20 protein-coding genes are annotated in these 20,050 nt (G+C 61.6%); 6 read left to right on the top strand and 14 right to left on the bottom strand.

Translation table 11 applies throughout. The features are described 5' to 3' along the window. Positions 1–107 precede the first annotated feature (107 nt). Both QQL64_RS01455 and QQL64_RS01460 read left to right on the top strand, forming a co-directional pair. Positions 108–452, top strand: a complete 345-nt coding sequence (locus QQL64_RS01455) for a ribonuclease E inhibitor RraB (protein ID WP_284395315.1) — start codon at positions 108–110, stop codon at positions 450–452. Positions 453–763: 311 nt separating this feature from the next. Continuing rightward, complete coding sequence (locus QQL64_RS01460) at positions 764–2,203, top strand: tetratricopeptide repeat protein (RefSeq protein ID WP_284395317.1); 1,440 nt, start codon at positions 764–766, stop codon at positions 2,201–2,203. A gap of 91 nt (positions 2,204–2,294) precedes the next feature. Here QQL64_RS01460 and yjgA read toward each other — a convergent pair whose 3' ends face one another. Continuing rightward, positions 2,295–2,828, bottom strand: a complete 534-nt coding sequence (yjgA, locus tag QQL64_RS01465; RefSeq protein ID WP_284395319.1) for a ribosome biogenesis factor YjgA — start codon at positions 2,826–2,828, stop codon at positions 2,295–2,297. 12 nt (positions 2,829–2,840) lie between these two features. Continuing rightward, entirely contained in the window at positions 2,841–3,080 is a 240-nt protein-coding gene (locus QQL64_RS01470; protein WP_284395321.1) for a DUF1653 domain-containing protein, read from the bottom strand. Positions 3,081–3,180: 100 nt separating this feature from the next. Here QQL64_RS01470 and pmbA point away from each other — a divergent pair, with 100 nt between their 5' ends. From pmbA to QQL64_RS01485, 3 genes are all read left to right on the top strand, one after another. Continuing rightward, a complete protein-coding gene (gene pmbA, locus QQL64_RS01475) occupies positions 3,181–4,551 on the top strand; it encodes a metalloprotease PmbA (protein WP_284395322.1) in 1,371 nt (456 codons plus the stop codon). Between the two features lie 93 nt (positions 4,552–4,644). Beyond that, complete coding sequence (locus QQL64_RS01480; RefSeq protein WP_284395325.1) at positions 4,645–5,079, top strand: DUF4870 domain-containing protein; 435 nt, start codon at positions 4,645–4,647, stop codon at positions 5,077–5,079. A 107-nt stretch (positions 5,080–5,186) separates the two neighbouring features. Continuing rightward, positions 5,187–5,561: a DUF4870 domain-containing protein gene (locus QQL64_RS01485; protein WP_284395327.1), complete on the top strand. Its 375-nt coding sequence runs from the start codon at positions 5,187–5,189 to the stop codon at positions 5,559–5,561. 80 nt (positions 5,562–5,641) lie between these two features. Here the strand turns inward: QQL64_RS01485 and QQL64_RS01490 are convergent, their stop codons facing one another. Further along, positions 5,642–6,526 (bottom strand): polyprenyl synthetase family protein, encoded by an 885-nt coding sequence (locus tag QQL64_RS01490; protein WP_284395330.1) that lies wholly within the window; start codon positions 6,524–6,526, stop codon positions 5,642–5,644. Continuing rightward, the gene (locus QQL64_RS01495; protein ID WP_284395332.1) at positions 6,510–6,770 is read right to left on the bottom strand and encodes an exodeoxyribonuclease VII small subunit; all 261 of its coding nucleotides are present in this window, start codon (positions 6,768–6,770) and stop codon (positions 6,510–6,512) included. The genes QQL64_RS01490 and QQL64_RS01495 overlap by 17 nt, the downstream gene beginning before the upstream one ends. 209 nt (positions 6,771–6,979) lie before the next feature. On the opposite strand from QQL64_RS01495, the gene QQL64_RS01500 reads away from it, so the two are divergent. Further along, complete coding sequence (locus tag QQL64_RS01500) at positions 6,980–8,263, top strand: MFS transporter (RefSeq protein WP_284395334.1); 1,284 nt, start codon at positions 6,980–6,982, stop codon at positions 8,261–8,263. Between the two features lie 3 nt (positions 8,264–8,266). On the opposite strand, the gene tilS is transcribed toward QQL64_RS01500, so the two are convergent. The 10 genes from tilS to lpxD all read right to left on the bottom strand — a co-directional run bounded on the left by tilS (position 8,267) and on the right by lpxD (position 19,956). Next, positions 8,267–9,571: a tRNA lysidine(34) synthetase TilS gene (tilS, locus tag QQL64_RS01505; RefSeq protein WP_284395335.1), complete on the bottom strand. Its 1,305-nt coding sequence runs from the start codon at positions 9,569–9,571 to the stop codon at positions 8,267–8,269. After that, positions 9,564–10,316, bottom strand: coding sequence for an NYN domain-containing protein (locus QQL64_RS01510; protein ID WP_284395337.1), 753 nt, complete (start codon positions 10,314–10,316; stop codon positions 9,564–9,566). The genes tilS and QQL64_RS01510 overlap by 8 nt, the downstream gene beginning before the upstream one ends. A gap of 119 nt (positions 10,317–10,435) precedes the next feature. Next, positions 10,436–11,392 (bottom strand): acetyl-CoA carboxylase carboxyltransferase subunit alpha, encoded by a 957-nt coding sequence (locus QQL64_RS01515; protein ID WP_284395338.1) that lies wholly within the window; start codon positions 11,390–11,392, stop codon positions 10,436–10,438. 115 nt (positions 11,393–11,507) lie between these two features. Beyond that, the gene (gene dnaE / locus QQL64_RS01520; protein WP_284395339.1) at positions 11,508–15,056 is read right to left on the bottom strand and encodes a DNA polymerase III subunit alpha; all 3,549 of its coding nucleotides are present in this window, start codon (positions 15,054–15,056) and stop codon (positions 11,508–11,510) included. Between the two features lie 291 nt (positions 15,057–15,347). Further along, a complete protein-coding gene (locus QQL64_RS01525) occupies positions 15,348–15,545 on the bottom strand; it encodes a hypothetical protein (RefSeq protein WP_284395340.1) in 198 nt (65 codons plus the stop codon). A gap of 232 nt (positions 15,546–15,777) precedes the next feature. Beyond that, complete coding sequence (rnhB, locus tag QQL64_RS01530; protein ID WP_284395341.1) at positions 15,778–16,410, bottom strand: ribonuclease HII; 633 nt, start codon at positions 16,408–16,410, stop codon at positions 15,778–15,780. Between the two features lie 21 nt (positions 16,411–16,431). Then, positions 16,432–17,646 (bottom strand): lipid-A-disaccharide synthase, encoded by a 1,215-nt coding sequence (gene lpxB / locus QQL64_RS01535; RefSeq protein ID WP_284395342.1) that lies wholly within the window; start codon positions 17,644–17,646, stop codon positions 16,432–16,434. 45 nt (positions 17,647–17,691) lie between these two features. Beyond that, a complete protein-coding gene (gene lpxA, locus QQL64_RS01540) occupies positions 17,692–18,465 on the bottom strand; it encodes an acyl-ACP--UDP-N-acetylglucosamine O-acyltransferase (protein ID WP_284395344.1) in 774 nt (257 codons plus the stop codon). Then, positions 18,462–18,935, bottom strand: coding sequence for a 3-hydroxyacyl-ACP dehydratase FabZ (gene fabZ / locus QQL64_RS01545; RefSeq protein ID WP_284395345.1), 474 nt, complete (start codon positions 18,933–18,935; stop codon positions 18,462–18,464). Before fabZ ends, lpxA begins: the two co-directional genes overlap by 4 nt. Continuing rightward, on the bottom strand, positions 18,928–19,956 hold the full coding sequence (gene lpxD, locus QQL64_RS01550) for a UDP-3-O-(3-hydroxymyristoyl)glucosamine N-acyltransferase (protein WP_284395347.1): 1,029 nt from the start codon (positions 19,954–19,956) through the stop codon (positions 18,928–18,930). The genes fabZ and lpxD overlap by 8 nt, the downstream gene beginning before the upstream one ends. Between the last annotated feature and the right edge of the window lie 94 nt (positions 19,957–20,050).

Raw genomic sequence — 20,050 nt, forward strand, 5'->3', positions numbered from 1 at the left:
CGCTTATGGTCATTGGCTTAGCGGCCCTCGGCATCAAGGCGATGCTGGCGCATTAAGAAAAGGGGCTGGCGCTACGTGGGTCAGCCTTTTCAATTGGGGTATTCGAGATGTCGGTTATCGAAATTTTGATGTCTGGGGCAACGGCGGACGTCGATGTTCTTCGTTCGTTGGACAAGCATGGCGATGACTTTTCCATAGCTCGCGACGTGGACTTTGTGTTGCGTACACCCATCAAGGAAAAGGCCGAAACCGTTATTGGATTCATCAATGACTATCAGTACGGTCTCGCGCGTCTTGAACAGCCTGAGAATGAGTATCGAGTGCTGGTGACGATCACTATGCCAATACAGCAACACGTCATCCTCTCGGTCTCGGGCTTTATGTCCTGCCTGGGTGCGTTATTTGGGGTTGAATACGATGGGTGGGGTTGCCCAGTAAAGCGACGTGATTGAGGAAAAGGGGGGCAGAGCTCTTTTCTAGGCCGACCTTGCGATCGAATCTTCGCAATGCGCCCAAGCTCCGCTTCGATGGCCTTCTGGAAGCGGAGAGTTTCGAAGGGAAAAAGGGGTCAGAGCCCTTTTCTATAAGTGCCGACAGGGGAAATCAAAACATGACGTCACGTGTGCGTTGGCTATTATTGGCCGGGGTAGTCATAGTTGGCATTGCAAGCACTTTGTGCTTTGGGCTACCGCTCTGGACTCAGGCGCCTGTCGCCGCAGTTCAACATCCACCCGTCGTGCGATTGACGCATGCGCAACCGTTCATGCCGCCGCCATTTACCGAGGCTCAGTTCAATCAGTTCCTGGTTGCTGCCCGGAAGGCGGAGACTGTCGCGGATCTACTTCAAAGATGTCTCGCTTACCCAAATCCACCGGGTCTTGATTGGTCGGAGGCGGTAACAACCGCCTATTGTCACTATCAATTTGATCCGATGGTGAAGCCGGATGAAGCGCGCCGACTCATCCTGACCGGACATGCGGCGAAACTGGATGCGCGTCTTGCCGACGTCATGCGTGCTCAGTTGTCAAAGCCCGACGCGCAAGGTGCGCTCGATCGCACCTATATGATCGATTTCAAAGATGGATCGGAAGCAACCCGTGCGCTTATGGACGCGTGGAAGCGCCAGTCTCCCACAAGCGCGTTTGCGTGGGCTGCCAGTGGTACGGCTTATGTGCAAATGGCGCAGCAAGTCCGCGGCTCCGATTACGCGAAGAAAACGCCGCAGAGTTCCTTCGAGTCGATGGGGCGATTGTTAGAGCGGGCACGCGCCGATCTCGACAAGGCGGTCGAGCTCGATCCGCAAGTCACTCCTGCTTACGGTGCGATGATCTACGCCGCGGCTCTGGAAAGCGATGGTGCGTACGCAGTGAACGCTGCCAAACGTGGACTGGCGGTTGATCCGGCCAACTACACCATTTATGCGCGCCTCGTCTGGATGGCGCAGCCCAAGTGGGGCGGAACGGTTCAAGAGATGCAAGGCATTATTGCCGGTGCTCAGCGTCATGCCAAAGAAAACCCCTTGCTAAGGCTGCTGCTATCGGAAAATAGCGGGGGCGAGTCTTACGTCGAAAACTGCGATTGCAATCCCATCACCGAGATGGATCTTTACAGGAATGTTTACGCCGAGGCGGCACCTGTCAGTATGTTGATGAGTGGCGGATGGGCCGCGAAAAATCGTAGCTCTACCGCGCTATCCGTGATCTATCGCTCGGAAGTGATTCGATTTGATCCAAGTAAGATCGATCACCGCGAGGGCCGCGCATTCGATTTACCGCCTTTGGGTCAATCGGATTGGGCGCTCGCAGAGGGAAACGCGCTTGTGGCGCTAGTTCCCCAGGATGAAAACGCGTTCGATGTGCGCGGCCTTGCCTATGAGGCGAGGGGTGACGTGGATCACGCAGAGCAAGACTACGCGGAAGCACTGCGCCTGAACCCCGATGACACGTGGACATTGGTTGAGCTCGGCAATCTCTACGTGCATTCAACTCGCAATTGGGATGGTGGCTGGGCCATTGCTAATCGGCTCATTCAAATGAGCCCGGATAACCCACAAGGCTGGTTACTTCGGGCCAGCATCCAAAAAGACGAGCCACGTGATGGCCTTAACCAAACCATTTCAGATTTTGTTGCGCGATTTGGCAACGACCCTAGTCAGCAGGCGTTAGTTGCGCAAATGCAGGCGATAGGCAAGCCGAGTCGATAAGGCTGCGGGTGTTCAAGGCTTTCATTCGCTCGCGTAAAAGTAGTCTGGCCCAACCCTGGACTGCTGACACGCGACCACTACGTGCGCGTGTTTACGCGTCCTCGTCGGTCGCAGTAGTGAGCTGCTTCAGTAACTGGAACACTTCACGATAAGCACGCGGCGGTTTGCTCGAGTCACGCTCGATGCGCGCCTGGCGAACCAGTGAACGCAAATGCTGACGATCGATATCCGGATATTGATCGATCAACTCCTGCAACGCGTTGTCATCGTCCAGCAACCGATCGCGCAGCGCTTCCAGCCGATGCATCGCGGCGGTTTCCTTGCGCAGCTGCTCGCGGTTTTCACCCAGCAGGGTACGTACGCCATCGAAGGCGTCGTCTTCGTGGCGGCGCATCACTTTGGCGAGAAAACCCAGCTGGCGCTTGCGGGCGATGTGGGCGGTGATGCGGCGGGTATTTTCGACTTCGCGCAGTACGTCTTCCGGCAGGTTTGCGCGGGCGAGTTTGCTGGGCGGCAGCTCTACCAATTGCGTGGCGAGCGCCAGCACGGCCAGCGCATCGCGCCGCTGTTGCGTGCGGGTGGGGCCGTAGTCGTGTTCGGGGTCGTCGGTGTAAGTGCGGTTCACGTCATTTTCCGGTCAGGGGCCCGGGTTGGTTTGGCCGGGGATGGCATCGATCAGGGCGAAGCGCGGGATGGGTTCGCCATCCAGTTCGACGGATTCGGCGAACATCGCGGCTGGCCGCACCCATAGGCCGTGGTCGCCGTACAAGGCCTGGTACACGACCAGCTCTTCCATCGTCTCGCTGTGCCGGGCGGTGCCCAGTACGCGGTAGCTCTGGCCTTTGTAGTGACGATAGATGCCGGTGGCTATGGACATGGCCGCTCCTGTGGCAACCTTGATGGGCTAAGTATTGGCAATGAGTCTAGGCGGCCCCATGTCTGCCTATTGTACCCGTGAGCCCCTCAGGAAACCTTACGTGAGCGAAGTTGCGATCAATCAGGACGCCAGCCGGCGCGAACTCGACCGATTGGCCGAACTGGCCGGGGATGTGATCCGCCGCGCCCGCGCCGCGGGTGCCAGCCAGGCCGAGGTGTCGGCCAGTATCGAGACCGGCCTTAGCGTCAACGTGCGTTTGGGCGAGGTGGAGACGGTAGAGCACACGCGCGACCGCGGCTTCGGCCTCACTGTGTATTTCGGGCAGCGCAAGGGCTCGGCGAGCACGGCCGATCTGAACGCGGATTCGATCCAGGCCACGCTGGACCAGGCCTGCGCCATCGCCCGTTTTACCGAAGAGGATCCCGCTGCCGGGCTGGCCGATGCCTCGCGCATGGCGACGCAATTCCCGGAACTGGATCTGTGGCATCCCTGGATGATCGACACCGCGGACGCGATTGCGCTGGGTCAAGACATTGAAGCGGCCGGGCGCGCGCATGCCGGTATCACCAACTCCGAAGGTGCCAGCGTGCAGATGGGCGAAAGTCTGTCGGTCTATGCCAACTCGCACGGCTTTGTGGGCAGCGAGCGCGGCACGCGGCATTCGCTGTCGCTGTCGCTGATCGCCGGCGACGAAGCGGGCATGCAACGCGACTACTGGTACGACAGCGTGCGCAGTGCGAGCGATTTCATGAGCGCGCAAGCGCTCGGCAACAAGGCCGCGGAGCGCACGCTATCGCGCGTCGGTGCGCGGCGTTTATCGACGCGGCAATGCCCGGTGCTGTTTGCGCCGGAAATCGCGCGCGGTTTGATCGGTCACTTGATCGGTGCGGTGAGCGGTGGCTCGTTGTACCGCCAGGCCAGCTTCCTGCTCGATCATGCGGGCAAGCAGGTCATGCCGGCGTGGCTGAATATTGTTGAGCGTCCCTTTTTGCTGCGTGGGCAAGGCTCCGGCGCGTTCGATGCCGAAGGTGTGGCGACACGCGATAGCGCCTTGATCGAAAACGGCGTGCTTGCGCGTTATGTCTTAGGCAGTTATTCCGCACGCAAACTCGGGCTTGAATCGACGGGCAATGCCGGCGGCATTCATAACCTGATCGTCGAACCGGGTCACGGCGACGGCGGTGCGGCAGACGATTTCCGCGGCATGCTGAAGCGTTTGGGCACCGGCCTGCTGGTGACCGAGGTGATGGGGCAGGGCGTGAACATCATTACCGGCGACTACTCGCGCGGTGCGGCCGGATTCTGGGTGGAAAACGGCGAGATCGCCTATCCGGTGGAAGAAATCACCATCGCCGCCAATCTGCGCGACATGCTCGCCGGTATCACGGCGGTGGGCAGCGACGTGGACAAGCGTTCGCATCTGCTGACCGGTTCGATTCTGCTGAAACCTATGACAGTCGCTGGCGAATAAGCGGTATTAGGCTTCGGCAAGATCCTGCGGGCTTTGATAGGATGCCCCACACCGGGAAGGGGCCGGTGTTTGCACGACTTGAAGGAGATACGCATGAGCGTTCCGCCTGAGTCTGCTGTACCGCCGCCGAGTGAGTCGTCGACCACCAGCGACGTTCCTGCCCAGGAGCGCACGTGGGCCATGATCGCCCACCTGTCGGCGCTGCTCGGCGCGTTAGTCACTTCTTCGCATGGCGGGGGCTTCGCCTGCTTTGTTGGCCCGCTGATTGTTTGGCTGATCAAGAAGGACAGCATGCCCTTCGTCAACGATCAGGCCAAAGAGGCGCTGAACTTCAATATCAGTGTGGCTATCGCGACATTGGCGCTGGTGTTGTTATCGGCCCTCACGTTCGGCATCGGCTTGATCATTGCCATCCCCATGTGGGTGGTTATCGGTATCGGCTGGTTGGTGCTCACCATCATCGCCGCGGTGAAAGCCAATGAAGGCGTGCGGTATCGCTATCCGTTCGCGCTGCGATTGATCAAGTAACTGGTTGAGCAACGCTTGGCGCTGGCGCTGCCAGACGGCACTTGACACGCAAGCGTGCGCAAACCAACAGTGATGGGAAAGGTATAGCCACCTAAGGAGGGAGCTTTATGAGCACGCCGTCCGACCAGGTCACACCGCCGTCCGAACCGGTTTCATCGTCCAGCAATGACCGCAATCTGGCGATGATTACGCATCTTTCCGGTTTTGTTCTCTACATTATCGTGCCGTTGATCGTGTGGTTGATTCACAAGGACCGTTCCGACAAGGCGTATCTGGCGGGCGAGGCCAAGGAAGCGTTGAACTTCCAGATCACCATGCTGATTGCGTGGGTGATTGCCTGGATACTGCAAATCATCCTGATCGGTTTCATCCTGATGGGGGTGTTGTGGTTGGTGAATCTAATTTTCTGCATCGTGGCCGCGGTCAAGGTCAGTTCCGATGGGCACTATCGCTATCCGTGGACGTTGCGACTGGTGACTTGAGCGAACGCTGTTTCGTCCCACTGCCAAAACGAAAAACCCGCGACATCGCGGGTTTTTTATGTGTGCTGTGGTCTTCGCCGTCAGTGAACGCGGTTGGCGGCGTAATGCGCGAGTTCGCGCAGCAGTACGCCGCGTTCGCCGAACGGCGCAATCGCACCGAGCGCGGTGTCGATGAGTTCGGCAAGGCGCGCACGCGATGCGTCAAGGCCGATGATTGAGGGGAAGGTGGGTTTGCCCGCGGCAGCATCCTTGCCGGCGGTCTTGCCGATCACTGCCGATTCGCCTTCGACGTCGAGAATGTCATCGCGCACCTGAAAGGCCAGCCCGACTGCCGTGGCATAGCGATTCAGCCCCTCGATGGCCTGTGCATCGGCACCCGCCGTCAATGCGCCGAGTTGCACGGACGCGCGAATCAACGCGCCGGTCTTGCAGGCGTGCATGTGTTCCAGTTCGGTCACGGTCAGCGAGCGGCCGACGGCCGTCAGATCGAGCGCTTGCCCGCCGGCCATGCCTTCGGCACCGCAGGCGTGGCCTAGCGTGCTCAGCATGTCCATGCCGCGAGCACGGTTACCGCGGGCGAGGATTTCAAAGGCCAGCGCCTGCAGGGCGTCGCCGGCAAGAATCGCCATCGCTTCGCCGAAGACGATATGGCAGGTGGGGCGGCCGCGGCGCATGGCGTCGTCGTCCATGGCGGGTAGATCGTCGTGCACCAAGGAGTAGGCGTGGATTAGTTCTACCGCGCAGGCGGGTGCGTCCAATTCGGGGCCGTCGTTACCGAGTGCGTGGCCGGTGGCATAGGTGAGCAAAGGGCGCAGACGCTTGCCGCCGCCGAGCACGGCGTAACGCATGGCGCGGTGCAGTTCGATGGGGGGCAGGTCTTCCGACGGCAGTGCTTCGCCGAGCGCGTGTTCGGCGCGGGCTATCAACGCCCGCAGAGCCGGACTTAATTCAGGCTTCGGGTTCAAACGGTTCGGCGGTGTCGGGTGCATCGGGGTCGAGCAGCAGGCGCACGCGCAGCTCGGCCTGGTCCAGGGCTTGCTGGCAGTGGCGGTAGAGGCCGATGCCGCGCTCGAAGGCGCTGAGCGATTCGTCGAGGCTCATATCGCCGCCTTCCATGCGCGCTACCAGTTGTTCGAGCTCGTCGAGCGAATGCTCGAAATCGGCGACCGGTGGTGCGGTTTCGGCGGGTGCAGAAGTGGGCTTGACCATGGCCGGCAACGCTAGCGCAGCGCTAGGGCGGAATCAATCGCTGCGGCGAGTCAAGGTGACGCAGCTGGGACATGTTTGCGAGGTAAGGTTCGCTGGCGCAGCCCCTCCAGTTCATGGGTGGGCGCTTGATTTCGATATATCTAAACACTATCTTGCGATACTGTCCCCAGCCGCTCGACACTCGGCAGCGATTCGCCCTAGGAGTTTTTGTGACCCATACGTCGTTGGATGCCGCCGAACCGGGCGGCACGGGTTTTTCCGGCTATCAGAAATTCGTCGTGGCGGTGCTGGCTTTTCTGCAGTTCACCATCGTGCTGGATTTCATGCTGCTAGCGCCGTTGGGCGCGCTGGTGGTGCCCGCCTTGCACGTCACGCCCGCGCAATTCGGTCGTGTCGTATCGGCCTATGCGTTCGCCGCAGGCGTGTCGGGCATTCTCGCGGCGGGCTATGCCGATCGTTTCGACCGGAAGAAGCTGCTGGTGATCTTCTACAGCGGTTTCATGCTCGGTACGTTGTTCTGCGCGCTTGCTCACACCTACACGTTGCTGCTGCTGGCGCGCATGGTGACCGGCATGTTCGCCGGCGTGGTGGGTGCGGCATCGATGGCCATCGTCACCGATCTGTTTCCGCTGTCGATGCGCGGACGCGTGATGGGCTTCATCCAGTCCGCGTTCGCGGCCAGCACGGTGTTGGGCTTGCCGTTGAGCCTGTACTTGTCCAGCCATTGGGGCTGGAATGCGCCGTTTTTCCTGATCGTGGTGGTTTGCACCGTGGTGGGTGGCGCGATCATCGGACGTCTGCGTCCGGTCAACGCGCACTTGGCACTGCGTCCGGACAAGAATCCACTGCATCACTTGCTGCATACCTTGACCACGCGCGCCTATTTGATCGGGTTCATCACCACGGCGTTGCTGACGATGGGCGGCTTCATGCTGATGCCGTACTCCACTTTGTTTGTGGTGCACAACGTCGGTATTTCGATTGAGATGCTGTCGGTGGTGTATCTGATTACGGGCCTGGTGTCGGCAGTGATGGGGCCGTTGCTCGGTAGGGCCAGCGACACCTTCGGCAAGTTCCGTGTATTCGCCTTCGGCTGCGCGGTGACGATCGTGATGGTGCTGATCTACACGCGGCTTTCTAACGTGTCGCTGTGGACGCTGATCACGGTGAGCGCGCTGCTGCAGGTCGGCATTTTCTCGCGCATCATTTCCTCGTCCGCTTTGATGTCCGGTTTGCCGAAGCCTTCCGATCGCGGCGCATACATGTCGATCAGCTCTTCCTTACAGCAGATGTCCGGCGGCCTTGCTGCGATGCTGGGTGGCATGGTTGTGGTTCAGACCGGCGACGGTCGGTTGGTGCACTTCGACGTGCTGGGCGATGTGTTGGTGTTCACCACGCTGGCATCGTTCGTACTGATGTATTTTGTCAATCGCAGGGTGATGGGGGCAGCGGTAGCGCCTGTGCCGCAGCGATTGGAGGGTGAAAAACCGTAAGCTCTAGCGCCCGGGCATCCAGCACGGTTGCGCCTCTGCTTCGCTGAAAATGGCTTCGGCACGGGCGCTCAACCAACGATCAGCCACCGCAATCAGCTCGTCGCCCTCATAGAGCAGCGGACATGCATCGCGCTGCCACGGTGGGATAGCGCCGGTCTGGAACAGTGAACGAAGGTCGCGTGTGTAGCGATCACCCGTAGGCTTGATCCTTTCGCCGCCACCGCGCCATCGTACGTTCAACATGACCGGAAGTTGCGCGGTGGGTTCCAGAGTCAGCAGACCGCCATCAGGCAGTTGCAACGCCTCGCCTTGCCACTGCAGCTCCGCATGCGTTTGCGCAGCACGGCGTGGCGCCATCGCCCACAGGCGATGCTTCCATACATGTACTTCGGCGCCGGGCCATTGAATGCAGGGCAACTGGCCGTCTTGCGCCGTGCACTGACGTTCGATCTGTTGGCGCTGCGCTGTGGTCGGTGCCGGCAAACCTTGAGCATGCAGCCAGTGCGCCAGCAGCGGATCACGCAAGGCGGATGGCAAGGCGAGCCATCCGCATGCGTCGAGACTGTTGGTAGTGTCATCACGCAAGACTTCAAGCGCGACGAGCCAATCCTGCTGCAAGGTGTCTGCAGCTGCACGGCATAGCAATGCGCTGTGCGTTATAGACACCACCGCTTGCGGCCAGTGCGCTTTCAGCCGGGGCAGGATGTCATGGCGCAAGTGATTGCGTGCGAGCCGCGTGTCGTCGTTGGAAGGATCGTGAATACAGGGCAGTTGGTGCACATCGACATAGTCGCAGAGCACCTGTCGCGGCAGGGTCAGCAGCGGCCGCCATAGCATGCCGCGACCTAGCGGACGCTGCGCGCGCATACCGCCGAGTCCTTCCGGTCCGGCGCCGCGCAGCAATTTCAGCAGCACTGTTTCTACTTGGTCATCCTGGTGATGGCCCAGCAACAAACATTCGTTGGCATGCAGGTGTTCGGCGAAGATCGCGTAACGTGCATGACGGGCCGCGGCTTCCAGTCCGATGCCGGCGAGGCGATCCACTTTGGCGAGGCGTACATCGCAGGCAACGCCAAGCGTTGCGCAGAATGCGCGGCAATGTGCTGCCCAGCGAGCGCTTTCCGTGTGCAGTCCATGATCCACATGCAGAGCACGCAGGCCACGCGCATGGGCCTCCGGCAAGCTGGCGAGCGCATGCAGCAGCGCGGTGGAATCCGGCCCGCCGCTGTAGGCCACGCACAGTGCGCCCGGTTGTTGGGTGCGCAGCGCCAGCTGCAAGGTTTCCAGCAGTGGAACGTTGTTATTCACGCGTCGCCGGCTTTTGCCTGTTGCGCACATAGATCACTTTGGGGCGACCCTCGCCAGGGCTGCGCCGATCCAGTTCGAACAGGTCGATGGCGTCGATCAATTCGCTTAGCTTGCCGTAGCCCCAACTGCGCGAGTCGAAGTTCGGGCGCTGCTTGGTGATGATCGAACCGACGCCGCCGAGCCCAGCCCAGCCCTCATCGTCGGACGCGGCATCGATAGCGTTGCGCAGCAGATTGATCAGATTGCTGTCCTGTTTCAGCTGCGCACGTGTGCGTGGTTTGAGCGGTTGCTCCTCATCCGCTTTTGCCGCAAGGATTTCGGTGTAGATGAATTTGTCGCACGCGGCGAGGAAGGGTTCCGGTGTCTTGCGCTCGCCGAAGCCGTAGACAATCAATCCCGATTCGCGGATGCGCGCCGCCAGCCGAGTGAAATCGCTGTCGCTGGATACGATGCAGAAACCATCGAAGCGACCCGAATAAAGCAGATCCATCGCATCGATGATCATCGCCGAATCGGTGGCGTTCTTGCCGCTGGTGTAGCCGAATTGCTGGATCGGTTGGATCGACTGCGTGAGTAGCTGATCTTTCCAACCCTTCAGATGATTGCTGGTCCAGTCGCCATACGCGCGCTTTACGTGCGCGGTGCCGTATTTGGCCACCTCGGCCAATAGCCCTTCGGCGATCGCCGGCTGGGCATTGTCGGCGTCGATCAGCACGGCGAGTTTGGTTGCTTGATCGTTGGCCATGGGGGGATTCCTTGGATGTCGCGCGCAGGCTACATCTTCCTCTCCTCGCTCCCCAAAGCCGAGCACATCCATGTGCTCTCTCCGCGTACCCCGGAGGGGAGAGGGAGCGGTGCGTGGCGTTATTCCTGATACGCGCCGTAGCCGCGCAAACGGTGATAACGCTGTTCCAGAAGCTCAGGTATCGGCAGGGCTTCCAGCTCATCCAGCTGATTGAGCAACACGGCTTTCAGGCGCACCGCCATCGAATGCGGATTGCGATGCGCGCCGCCCAATGGTTCGCGCACGATCTTGTCGATCAGGCCAAGCTCGAACAGACGTGGCGCGGTCATGCCCAGCGCTTCGGCGGCGTCCTTGGTTTTTTCGCCGCTCTTCCAAAGGATGGAGGCGCAGCCTTCGGGGGTAATGACGGAATAGGTGGAGTACTGCAGCATCAGGGTGCGGTCGCCGACGCCGATGGCCAGCGCGCCACCGGAACCACCTTCGCCGATGACGGTGCAGACGATCGGCGTTTTCAGCTCCGCCATTTCAAGCAAGTTACGGGCGATGGCTTCGCTCTGGCCGCGCTCTTCGGCGCCGATGCCGGGGTAGGCACCCATGGTGTCGATGAAGGTGAGCAGCGGCAGTTTGAAACGCTCGGCCATCTTCATCAGGCGCAACGCCTTGCGGTAGCCCTCAGGGCGGGGCATGCCGAAGTTGCGCTTGAGCTTGCCCTTCGTATCGCGCGCTTTCTGGTGGCCGATGATCACGACCGAGCGGCCATTGATGCGGCCCAGGCCGCCGACGATGGCGCCGTCGTCGGCATAGGCGCGATCGCCGGCCAATTCATGAAACTCCTCGCACATCACGCTGATGTAATCGAGCGTATAGGGGCGTGCGGGATGGCGCGAAAGCTGAGTGGTCTGCCACGAATCCAGATTGCGGAAGATGTCCGCCGTCTTGATCTTCATTTTCTCGCGCAGGCGGCGAATTTCGTCGTCGATGTTGACGGCCTGGCCACTGCTGGCGTGGCGCAGTTCCTCGATCTTGGCTTCGAGATCGGCAATCGGTTGTTCGAAATCGAGGAAGTTGGGATTCATTCGGGCACGGGGTGGCACGGAAGCGGGGCAGTATACCGGGGCGGCCAAAAAGGCGGGAACGGGGGCGTATGGGATAGGTGGGGTGGCAACGGCATGGTGGCCCCTTTTGTGACCCTTATTCCCCGTGGCCGCTTTTGACGAGCCGTACTCCCGCGGCCAGTACGCCGGGCATGCCGCGCACGGTGCGCAGCAACTCGGGAATGGCATTCACCTGCCAGTCCTCGCCTAGTTCTAAATCGGCCTGCGCCGTGGCGTTGTGGTAACCGCTGAGCACCACACTGGCCCGGCCGCCGCGATGGCCGGCCAGGGCTTGCCGCAGTTGCGCGATGAAGTCGGGGCCGATGCCGTTGATCTTCACCCGCAGCAGGCGCGCATAGCGGCGGCAGGCGTCGCCGAGGGTGTAGGCGCTGCGGGCGCGCACCTGGAAACCGCCGCCGGAGAAGTCGTCGATGCGTAGGCCGCCTTCGACCACCAGCATTTCGTCGCGAGTGAGCAGGGGGGCGACCTGCTGATAGAGCTCGCCGAAGAAACTCACCTCGATGACGCCTGTGCCGTCTTCCAGGCGCACGAAGGCGTCGCTTTCGCCACGCTTGCGTACCGCCGTGACCATGCCGGCGACCGTCCAGGGCGTGTCGGGACCGCGGCGGAAGCGGTTGCCGTCGTCACCGTCATTTTTACGCGGCCGGGGTGGCTGGTAGCGGTCGGCGATTTCGCCCAGCGGGCAGGTGGCCAGTTGCGCCAGTTCTTCGCGCCACGGGTCGGTGGGATGGCCTGAGAGGTAGTGCCCAAGCGTGTCGCGCTCGCCTTGTAGCTTCTGCTCCAGCGGCCATTCGGGTGCGGTGGGCAGTTCCACATGCACGACGGGAGCGGCGGCGCCCGTCGAGGCGCCGAACATGTCGTTCTGACCGGACTGGCGGTCGCGCAAATGTTGCTCGGCGGCCTTGATCGCGTCCGGTAATTGCAGCATCAGGCTGGCGCGCGTGGGTGCCAGCGCATCGAGCGCGCCGGAAAGGATCAGCGCTTCCAGCACGCGGCGGTTGAGTTTGCTGGGATCGACGCGGCGGCAGAAGTCGGCGAGATCCTTGTACGGCCCACCTTTGCGCCGTTCCTCGGCGATTGATTCGCACGCGCCGTGGCCCACGCCTTTGATGGCGCCGAGGCCGTAGCGAATCACCTTGGGCTCGTCCGCCACGAACATGAAGTTCGATGCGTTTACATCCGGCGGCAGCACGGTGAGGCCAATGGCGCGCGCTTCGTCGAGGAAGGTCACCGCCTTGTCGGTGTTGTCCATGTCCGACGAGATGGTGGCGGCCATGAACTCGGCGGGGTAATGCGTTTTCAGCCACGCGGTTTGGTACGACACCAGTGCGTAGGCGGCAGCATGCGATTTGTTGAAGCCGTAGCCGGCGAATTTTTCCATCAAGTCGAAGATGGAGTCGGCCTTGTCGCCGGAAAGACCGTCTTTGGCGGCGCCCTCGCGGAACTTGGCGCGTTCCTTCGCCATCTCCTCGAGTTTTTTCTTGCCCATCGCGCGGCGCAGCAAGTCGGCGCCGCCGAGCGAGTAACCGCCGACGATCTGCGCCATCTGCATCACCTGCTCCTGATAGACCATGATGCCGTAGGTCTCTTGCAGGATCGGTTCGACGCGCGGGTCGGGATACACCACTTCCTCGCGGCCGTGTTTACGCGCCACGAAGCTGGGAATCAGGTCCATCGGACCAGGGCGGTACAGCGCCACCAGCGCGATGATGTCTTCGAAGCGGTCCGGCTTCGCATCTTTCATCATGCGCTGCATGCCGGAGGATTCGAGCTGGAAGACGGCGACGGTCTGCGCTTTTTTCAGCAGCTCGTACGTGGGTGCATCGTCCAGCGGCAATGCGGCGATATCCAGCGGCGCTTCGCCGCTTTTCGCGCGGCGCGCGTTGATCGCCTTCACTGCCCAGTCGATGATGGTGAGCGTGCGCAAACCGAGGAAGTCGAACTTCACCAGGCCGACCGCTTCCACGTCGTCCTTGTCGTATTGCGTGACGACGCCGGCGCCGCCCGGTTCGCAGTACAGCGGCGCGAACTCGGTGAGCGGCCGCGGCCCGATCACCACGCCGCCTGCGTGCTTGCCGGCATTGCGGGTGAGGCTTTCCAGTTTCAGCGCCAGGTCGATCAGCGATTTTGCTTCGTCATCCTGCGCGTAGAGCTCGCAGAATTCCTTCACCACACGGTCGGGTTCTTTCTGCGATTTCTCCGAGCGGCCGAGCGCGTCGGACAGGGTGAGATCGAGCGGGCGCGGCGGAATCAGTTTCGCGATGCGATCGACCGCGTTGTAGCCCATGCCCAGCACGCGACCGGAATCGCGCAACACGGCCTTGGCTGCCATGGAGCCGTAGGTGATGATCTGGCTGACGTGGTCGCGGCCGTATTTGCGCGCCACGTAGTCGATGACCTCGTCGCGGCGATCCATGCAGAAGTCGATGTCGAAGTCCGGCATCGACACGCGCTCGGGGTTGAGGAAGCGCTCGAACAGCAGGTTGAATTGCAGCGGGTCCAGGTCGGTGATCTTCAGCACCCAGGCCACCAGCGAGCCCGCGCCCGAACCGCGGCCAGGCCCCACCGGGATACCGTTCTGTTTACCCCAATTGATGAAGTCGGCCACGATCAGGAAGTAGCCTGGAAAGCCCATCTCGATGATGACGTCCAGCTCGCGTTCCAGGCGCGCTTGGTAGTCGGCCAACGTAAAGCCCGACGCGAGCGGTGCAGTTGTGAGGCGTTCTTTCAGTCCTTCGCGAGCGATTTCGCGGATGTAGCTGGCCAGATCGTGACCCGGCGGCACCGGAAAATTGGGGAGATAGTAGGTACCGAAGGTGAGTTCGAGATTGCAGCGCTTGGCCAGCTCGACGGCGTTTTCGAGTGCTTCGGGGATATCCGCGAAGAGTTCGGCCATCTCGGCCTGGGACTTCAGGTATTGCTGGTCGCTGTAGTCGCGCGGACGTTTGGGATCGGCCAGCACGCGGCCTTGGTTGATGCACACGCGTGCTTCGTGCGCCTCGAAATCGTCCTGCTTGAGGAAGCGCACGTCGTTGCTGGCGATCACCGGCAAATACAGCGTGGAGGCCAGCGCGAGCGCGGCGTTGTTCCAGTTTTCCTCACCCTCGCGGCCGCTGCGGGTCAACTCCAGGTACAGGCGATCGGGGAAAAGCCTTGCCAGCGCCTGCAGACGAGACTCGGCGGCTTCGGTGCCCTGATTGACCGCCATGCGTCCGATCTCGCTTTCGCGCCCAAGCAGGGCGATCAGTCCCGACGACGTATCGGCGGTGAGCCACCCTGCATCGACCAGTGCCCGCCCGCCATGCTGACCTTCCCGCCACGCACGCGATACCAGCCGCGAGAGGTTGAGATAACCCTCGTGGTTCTGACACAGCACGGTAAGACGCCAAGGGCGTGGATCGTCCGGCGCGCTGATCCACAGGTCGCATCCGCTGATCGGCTTGATGCCAGCGGCGCTGCATGCCTTATAGAACTTCACCAGCGCGAACATGTTGCATTCGTCGGTGAGCGCTATCGCCGGAGCCTTGTCGCGCACGCAGGCCTCCACCAGCGCCTTGATGCGGATGGTCGAGTCGACCAGCGAGTACTCGCTGTGCAGATGCAGATGAGCGAAACGGAGGGGCATGGCTCGCACGCGAAGCAATGTCTCAGCCTAGCGGTGTGGTCGGGTGCGGGCAAGAATTGACAAGCAGGCGCTTGCCAGATGCTCAGCCTCCTCTCCCCTTTTGGGGAGAGGATTGAGGTGAGGGGCCAATCTTGCGATGAACCTTCATCAGAGCATGCTCTGAATCATCCGTTAGGCAAGATTGGCCCCTCATCCCAACCTTCTCCTCGCTCCTCAAAGCCGAGCATATCCATGTGCTCTCCCCGCGTACCCCAAAGGGGGGAAGGGGCTAACGCAGAGAGCGGCGCACCTTTAGTGCACGCGGAACCGTTCATCGACAACCGGTTGGGTGTAGTGCGAAAGACCTTCCACACTTAGCGGCCGATGGTCGTAGTCCAGGTGGTGCGGGCTGACATCGGCATGATTCGGTGGCGCGTCCGGGGCTTCGGCGGGTGCGTCGTTGGCTGACTGTTTTTCCGATGTAGGGCGGCGGCGGAAAGCAAGCATCATGACACTCTCCAGAAAATCCGTTGCGCGTGACGCACGGTGGTTCTTCCACGAGCATCGCGGCATCGGGCGGCTGACGGTAGCGTCCGTGCGGAGTGGTCGCCGGGTCAGTGCATGCGGTCTGTCGCAGCGGCCTTGCGGTTCTATTCCTATGCCTGCTTGGATGTGCGCGCAATAGGAAAGGTGGCATGGTTGGATGAACGCAAGCGACGATGAAAGCGGACCGGCGTTCGATTCAGAACAACTGCCCCTGGTCCAACAAGCGCTTCACGGGCGCAAAGCTGCGGCGGTGCTGACTGCACGGGCCTAGGCGCTCCAGTGCGGCCAAGTGAGCAGGTGTGGGATAACCCTTGTGAACAGCGAAACCGTAACCTGGATGTTGCGTTTCCATCGCGACCATCAATCGGTCGCGGCTTACTTTGGCCAGGATGGATGCCGCGCTGATGGCTGGTTCAAGCGCATCGCCTCCAACGATGGCGCGCCCTGGGCAAGGCAGATCCTTGGGCAGGCGGTTGCCGTCGATAAGCGCCTCGGTGGCAGTGAGAGTCAAACCGGCGACGGCGCGGCTCATGCCGGTCATGGTGGCTTGGAAAATATTGAGGCGATCGATTTCTTCCGGCTCGATTACCACCACGCAATAAGCTAGCGCGTGTTCCATGATCAGCGGATAGAGGCGTTCGCGGCGGACTTCGCTGAGCTTCTTGGAATCGTCCAGTCCGTCGATGGGTTCGAGCGGATTGAGTACGACTGCTGCAACGACCACGGGTCCCGCCAAAGGGCCGCGTCCCGCTTCGTCGACACCGGCGACGAATACGCGCGTTGTGTCGTTCTCTCCAGCGGATCGAGGCGTGGGGACCGGGCTAGCCATCAACGTCATGGAGCATGTGTATCACCGGCTTGCGGTGGCAGGTTTGTCGAGCAGTTCCACAATCGCCGCCGCCGCATGATCACCGGCGCGGCCATGCAGATTGCCGCGCAAGCTCTCGTGCAGCTGTTCGAATGCGGCGACGATCGCGCCGCGCCTTTCGCTGTCATGGAAGAGTTCGAGCGTGGCGTCGGCCAGCTTCGCTGCCGTGCAGTTGTCCTGCATCAGTTCGGGTACCAGCATCGCATCGGCGCCCATGCCGCAGGCGCGAGCGAGGATATTGGGTAGCGCGTAGACATCGGTCTTGAGCATGTTGAGCATGCGCGCAATGCGATAACTCACAGGCGAAACACGATAGCCCACGACCATCGGACGTTTGGCGAGCATCGCTTCCAGCGTGGCCGTGCCGGAGGCGAGCAACACGACATCGGCGGCGAGCATCGCGTCGTGCGCTTGGCCGTCGAGCAGCATGGGCATCATCTCGTCGTGGGGGCCACGTGCAAGCATGGTCTTGAGCGTTGCGAGTGCGCGCGGATTGGCGGCGGGGATGACGACGCGCAAACCAGGCAATGCGGCGGCGACGCGTCGCGCTGCATCCAGGAAAGGTGCGCCCAACCGTTCCAGCTCGGAATGACGGCTGCCAGGCAGCACGGCGAGAACAGGTACATCCAGCGGCAGCTGCAAGGCGCGGCGCGCGGGAATACGGTCGGAGACGAGCGGGAAGCGGTCGGCCAACGGATGACCGACGAAGCGAGCGTCGATGCCGTGCTTGCCGTAGATCGGTGGTTCCATCGGGAACAGGCACAGTACCCGGTTCGCGCTTTGGCCGATTTTTTCCGCGCGGTTTTCGCGCCAGGCCCAGATCGACGGGCTGACGTAATGCACGGTGCGCAAGCCGGCTTGTTTCAAGCGACGCTCGACGCCGAGATTGAAATCGGGCGCATCGATGCCGATCACGACGATGGGTTTTTCGGCCATGAGTCGTGCGACCAGTTCTTTGCGCAACGCGAACAGACGCGGCAGGTGGCTGACCACTTCGGCGAAACCGAATAACGACAGCTCGCGCATGTCGTGCCACGACTCGAAGCCCTGCTGTTGCATGCGGGGGCCGCCGATGCCGGCGAAGCGGGCGTGCGGATAGTGGCGGCGTAGCGCGACGATGAGGTCTGCGCCGAGTTGGTCGCCGGAGTCTTCTCCGGCGATGATGGCTATCAAGGGGCTGTTGGAGTCGTTAGACATGTCAAGCAAAGCCCGTGTTTGATTTGTTGATATGCGGGGCGCATATCAACGCGCCAACCCCCGTTCACTGCGGTCGAGGAATTCGAGCATGGCGCGCACGTCCTCGCTTTCCTTCGCTTGTTCCACCAATTGCTCGCGTGCCTCAGCCAGCGGCAGGCCCGAGGTGTAGAGCGTGCGGTAGGCGCGCTTGATGGCCGTGATGCGTTCCGGCTCGAAGCCGCGGCGCTTGAGGCCGGTGGTGTTCAAGCCGCGCGGACGTCCGCTCTGGTCGTTGGCCATCATCAGGAACGGAGGCACGTCCGCCCCGAGCAGGCAACCCATCGCGATGAATGCGTGCTCGCCGATCTTGCAGAACTGATGAGCGCCGGAGTAACCGGAGAATACCGTCCAGTCGCCGACTTCCACGTGGCCGGCCAGGGCCGAATAATTGGAGAAGATGGTGTGATTGCCGATCTTGCAGTCGTGCGCGACGTGCACATAGGCCAGCAGCCAGTTGTCGTTGCCGATGCTCGTTACACCGCCGCCGTCGCCCGTGCCGCGATTGACGGTAACGAATTCGCGAATCAGGTTGCGATCGCCGATGACCAACTCGGTACGTTCGCCGTCGAACTTCATGTCTTGCGGGTCGCCGCCCAGCGAGGCGAATTGCGCGATGCGATTGTCGCGTCCGATCCGCGCCGGCCCTTCGATGACGACGTGGGGTCCGATGATGGTGCCATCGCCGATATGCACGTCGGCACCGATCACAGTGAAGGCGCCAATGCGGACATTGGCACCGATGACGGCAGATGGATCGATCTGCGCAGTCGGATGAATCATTTCTCGGACCTCGCGGCGCACATCAACTCGCAGCTCGCCACTTCCTTGCCGTCGACCAGGGTGCGTGCCTCAAACAGGCCCATGCTGCGGAACAGGCGCTTTAGGCGCACTTCCATGCGCAACTGGTCGCCCGGCACGACGGGTGCATTGAAACGCGCGTTATCGACCTTGGCCAGATAGAACAGCGCGCTGGCTGAGTTGCCCTTCATGCGTGCGCTGATTTGCGTCAACAAGCCGGCCGACTGCGCCATGGCTTCGACGATCAGTACGCCCGGCATGACCGGATGGCCCGGAAAATGTCCGTTGAAGAACGGTTCGTTGATGGTCACGTTCTTCAGCGTCACCACGCTCTGTTCCGGCACGATCTCGATCACGCGGTCGACCAGCAGGAACGGAAAGCGATGCGGCAGCAGCTGCTGAATCTGCTCCACGTTCACCGGCAGCGTGATCGAAGCGGTGTTGTCAGTCATCGTTATTATCCTTTTCCAGCGCCGACAATCGGCGCGCGTACTCGTCCAGGTGCTTGAAGCGCGCAGCATTGCGGCGCCACTGACGGTTTTCCTGCAGCGGCACGCCGGAGGAATACTCACCGGCCTCCCGAATCGAATGTGTCACCAGACTCTTGGCCGTAATGGTAACGCGGTCGGCCACTTCCAGATGCCCCAGCACGCCGGCGTTGCCGCCGATCATGCAGTAGCGGCCAATTTTCGCACTGCCGGCCACCGCTGCACAGCCTGCCATGGCGGTATGCGCGCCGATATAGACGTTATGGGCGATCTGAATCTGGTTGTCCAGCCGCACGTCTTCTTCCAACACGGTGTCGTCCAGTGCACCGCGGTCGATGGTGGTATTGGCACCGACTTCACAATCGTCGCCGATGCGCACGCCACCGAGTTGCGGCAGTTTTACCCAATGGTCGCGGTCAAAAGCCAGGCCGAAGCCGTCTGAGCCGATCACCGCGCCGGGATGCACGAGCACGCGTTTGCCCAAGGTCACGCGCGTGACCAGGGTGACGCGGGCGACCAGTCGCGACTGTGCGCCGACGATGCATTCGGAGCCGATGATGCAATGTGGACCGAGTACGGCACCGTCTTCGACGATGGCACCGTCTTCGATCACGCAACAAGGGCCTACGCTTGCAGTGGCGCTCACCCGTGCACCGGGAGCGATGACTGCGCTGGGATGCACGCCCTGTGCGGCGGCTGGCAGACGCTCGAACAGTGCAGCGATGCGCGCATAAGTCACGTACGGATCATGCGCGATCAGCGCGGAAGTAGGGCAGCTGGCCAGCGCATCGGCGCCCAGCACCACTACGCCGGCGTGCGTGCTCGCCAGTTGTGCGGCGTATTTGCTGTTGGCCAGAAAGCTCAGCTGGCTGGGGCCCGCACCGGCCAGTGTGCCGACACCGTCGATGAGGCGTGCGCCGTCACCCTTGAACTCAAGGGCGAAGCGTTCGGCGAGTTCGGCCACGCTGAATTGGATCGTGCTCATGCAAGGTTCCCCGGCATGCGGCGCATTGTAGGGGGTGAATCCTGGCTGCGCGCACTATTTTGCGGATCTAAAAGAAAGCGCGGCATAGCCGCGC

Source organism: Dyella lipolytica, from assembly GCF_030160075.1.
Taxonomy (GTDB): Bacteria; Pseudomonadota; Gammaproteobacteria; order Xanthomonadales; family Rhodanobacteraceae; genus Dyella_B; species Dyella_B lipolytica.

Coding starts and splice junctions, on each gene's coding strand:
- QQL64_RS01455 (WP_284395315.1), top strand. CDS start 108: ATGTCGGTTATCGAAATTTTGATGTCTGGGGCAACGGCGGACGTCGAT.
- QQL64_RS01460 (WP_284395317.1), top strand. CDS start 764: ATGCCGCCGCCATTTACCGAGGCTCAGTTCAATCAGTTCCTGGTTGCT.
- QQL64_RS01470 (WP_284395321.1), bottom strand. CDS start 3,080: ATGTCCATAGCCACCGGCATCTATCGTCACTACAAAGGCCAGAGCTAC.
- QQL64_RS01480 (WP_284395325.1), top strand. CDS start 4,645: ATGAGCGTTCCGCCTGAGTCTGCTGTACCGCCGCCGAGTGAGTCGTCG.
- QQL64_RS01485 (WP_284395327.1), top strand. CDS start 5,187: ATGAGCACGCCGTCCGACCAGGTCACACCGCCGTCCGAACCGGTTTCA.
- QQL64_RS01495 (WP_284395332.1), bottom strand. CDS start 6,770: ATGGTCAAGCCCACTTCTGCACCCGCCGAAACCGCACCACCGGTCGCC.
- QQL64_RS01510 (WP_284395337.1), bottom strand. CDS start 10,316: ATGGCCAACGATCAAGCAACCAAACTCGCCGTGCTGATCGACGCCGAC.
- QQL64_RS01515 (WP_284395338.1), bottom strand. CDS start 11,392: ATGAATCCCAACTTCCTCGATTTCGAACAACCGATTGCCGATCTCGAA.
- dnaE (WP_284395339.1), bottom strand. CDS start 15,056: ATGCCCCTCCGTTTCGCTCATCTGCATCTGCACAGCGAGTACTCGCTG.
- QQL64_RS01525 (WP_284395340.1), bottom strand. CDS start 15,545: ATGATGCTTGCTTTCCGCCGCCGCCCTACATCGGAAAAACAGTCAGCC.
- rnhB (WP_284395341.1), bottom strand. CDS start 16,410: ATGGCTAGCCCGGTCCCCACGCCTCGATCCGCTGGAGAGAACGACACA.
- lpxB (WP_284395342.1), bottom strand. CDS start 17,646: ATGTCTAACGACTCCAACAGCCCCTTGATAGCCATCATCGCCGGAGAA.
- lpxA (WP_284395344.1), bottom strand. CDS start 18,465: ATGATTCATCCGACTGCGCAGATCGATCCATCTGCCGTCATCGGTGCC.
- fabZ (WP_284395345.1), bottom strand. CDS start 18,935: ATGACTGACAACACCGCTTCGATCACGCTGCCGGTGAACGTGGAGCAG.
- lpxD (WP_284395347.1), bottom strand. CDS start 19,956: ATGAGCACGATCCAATTCAGCGTGGCCGAACTCGCCGAACGCTTCGCC.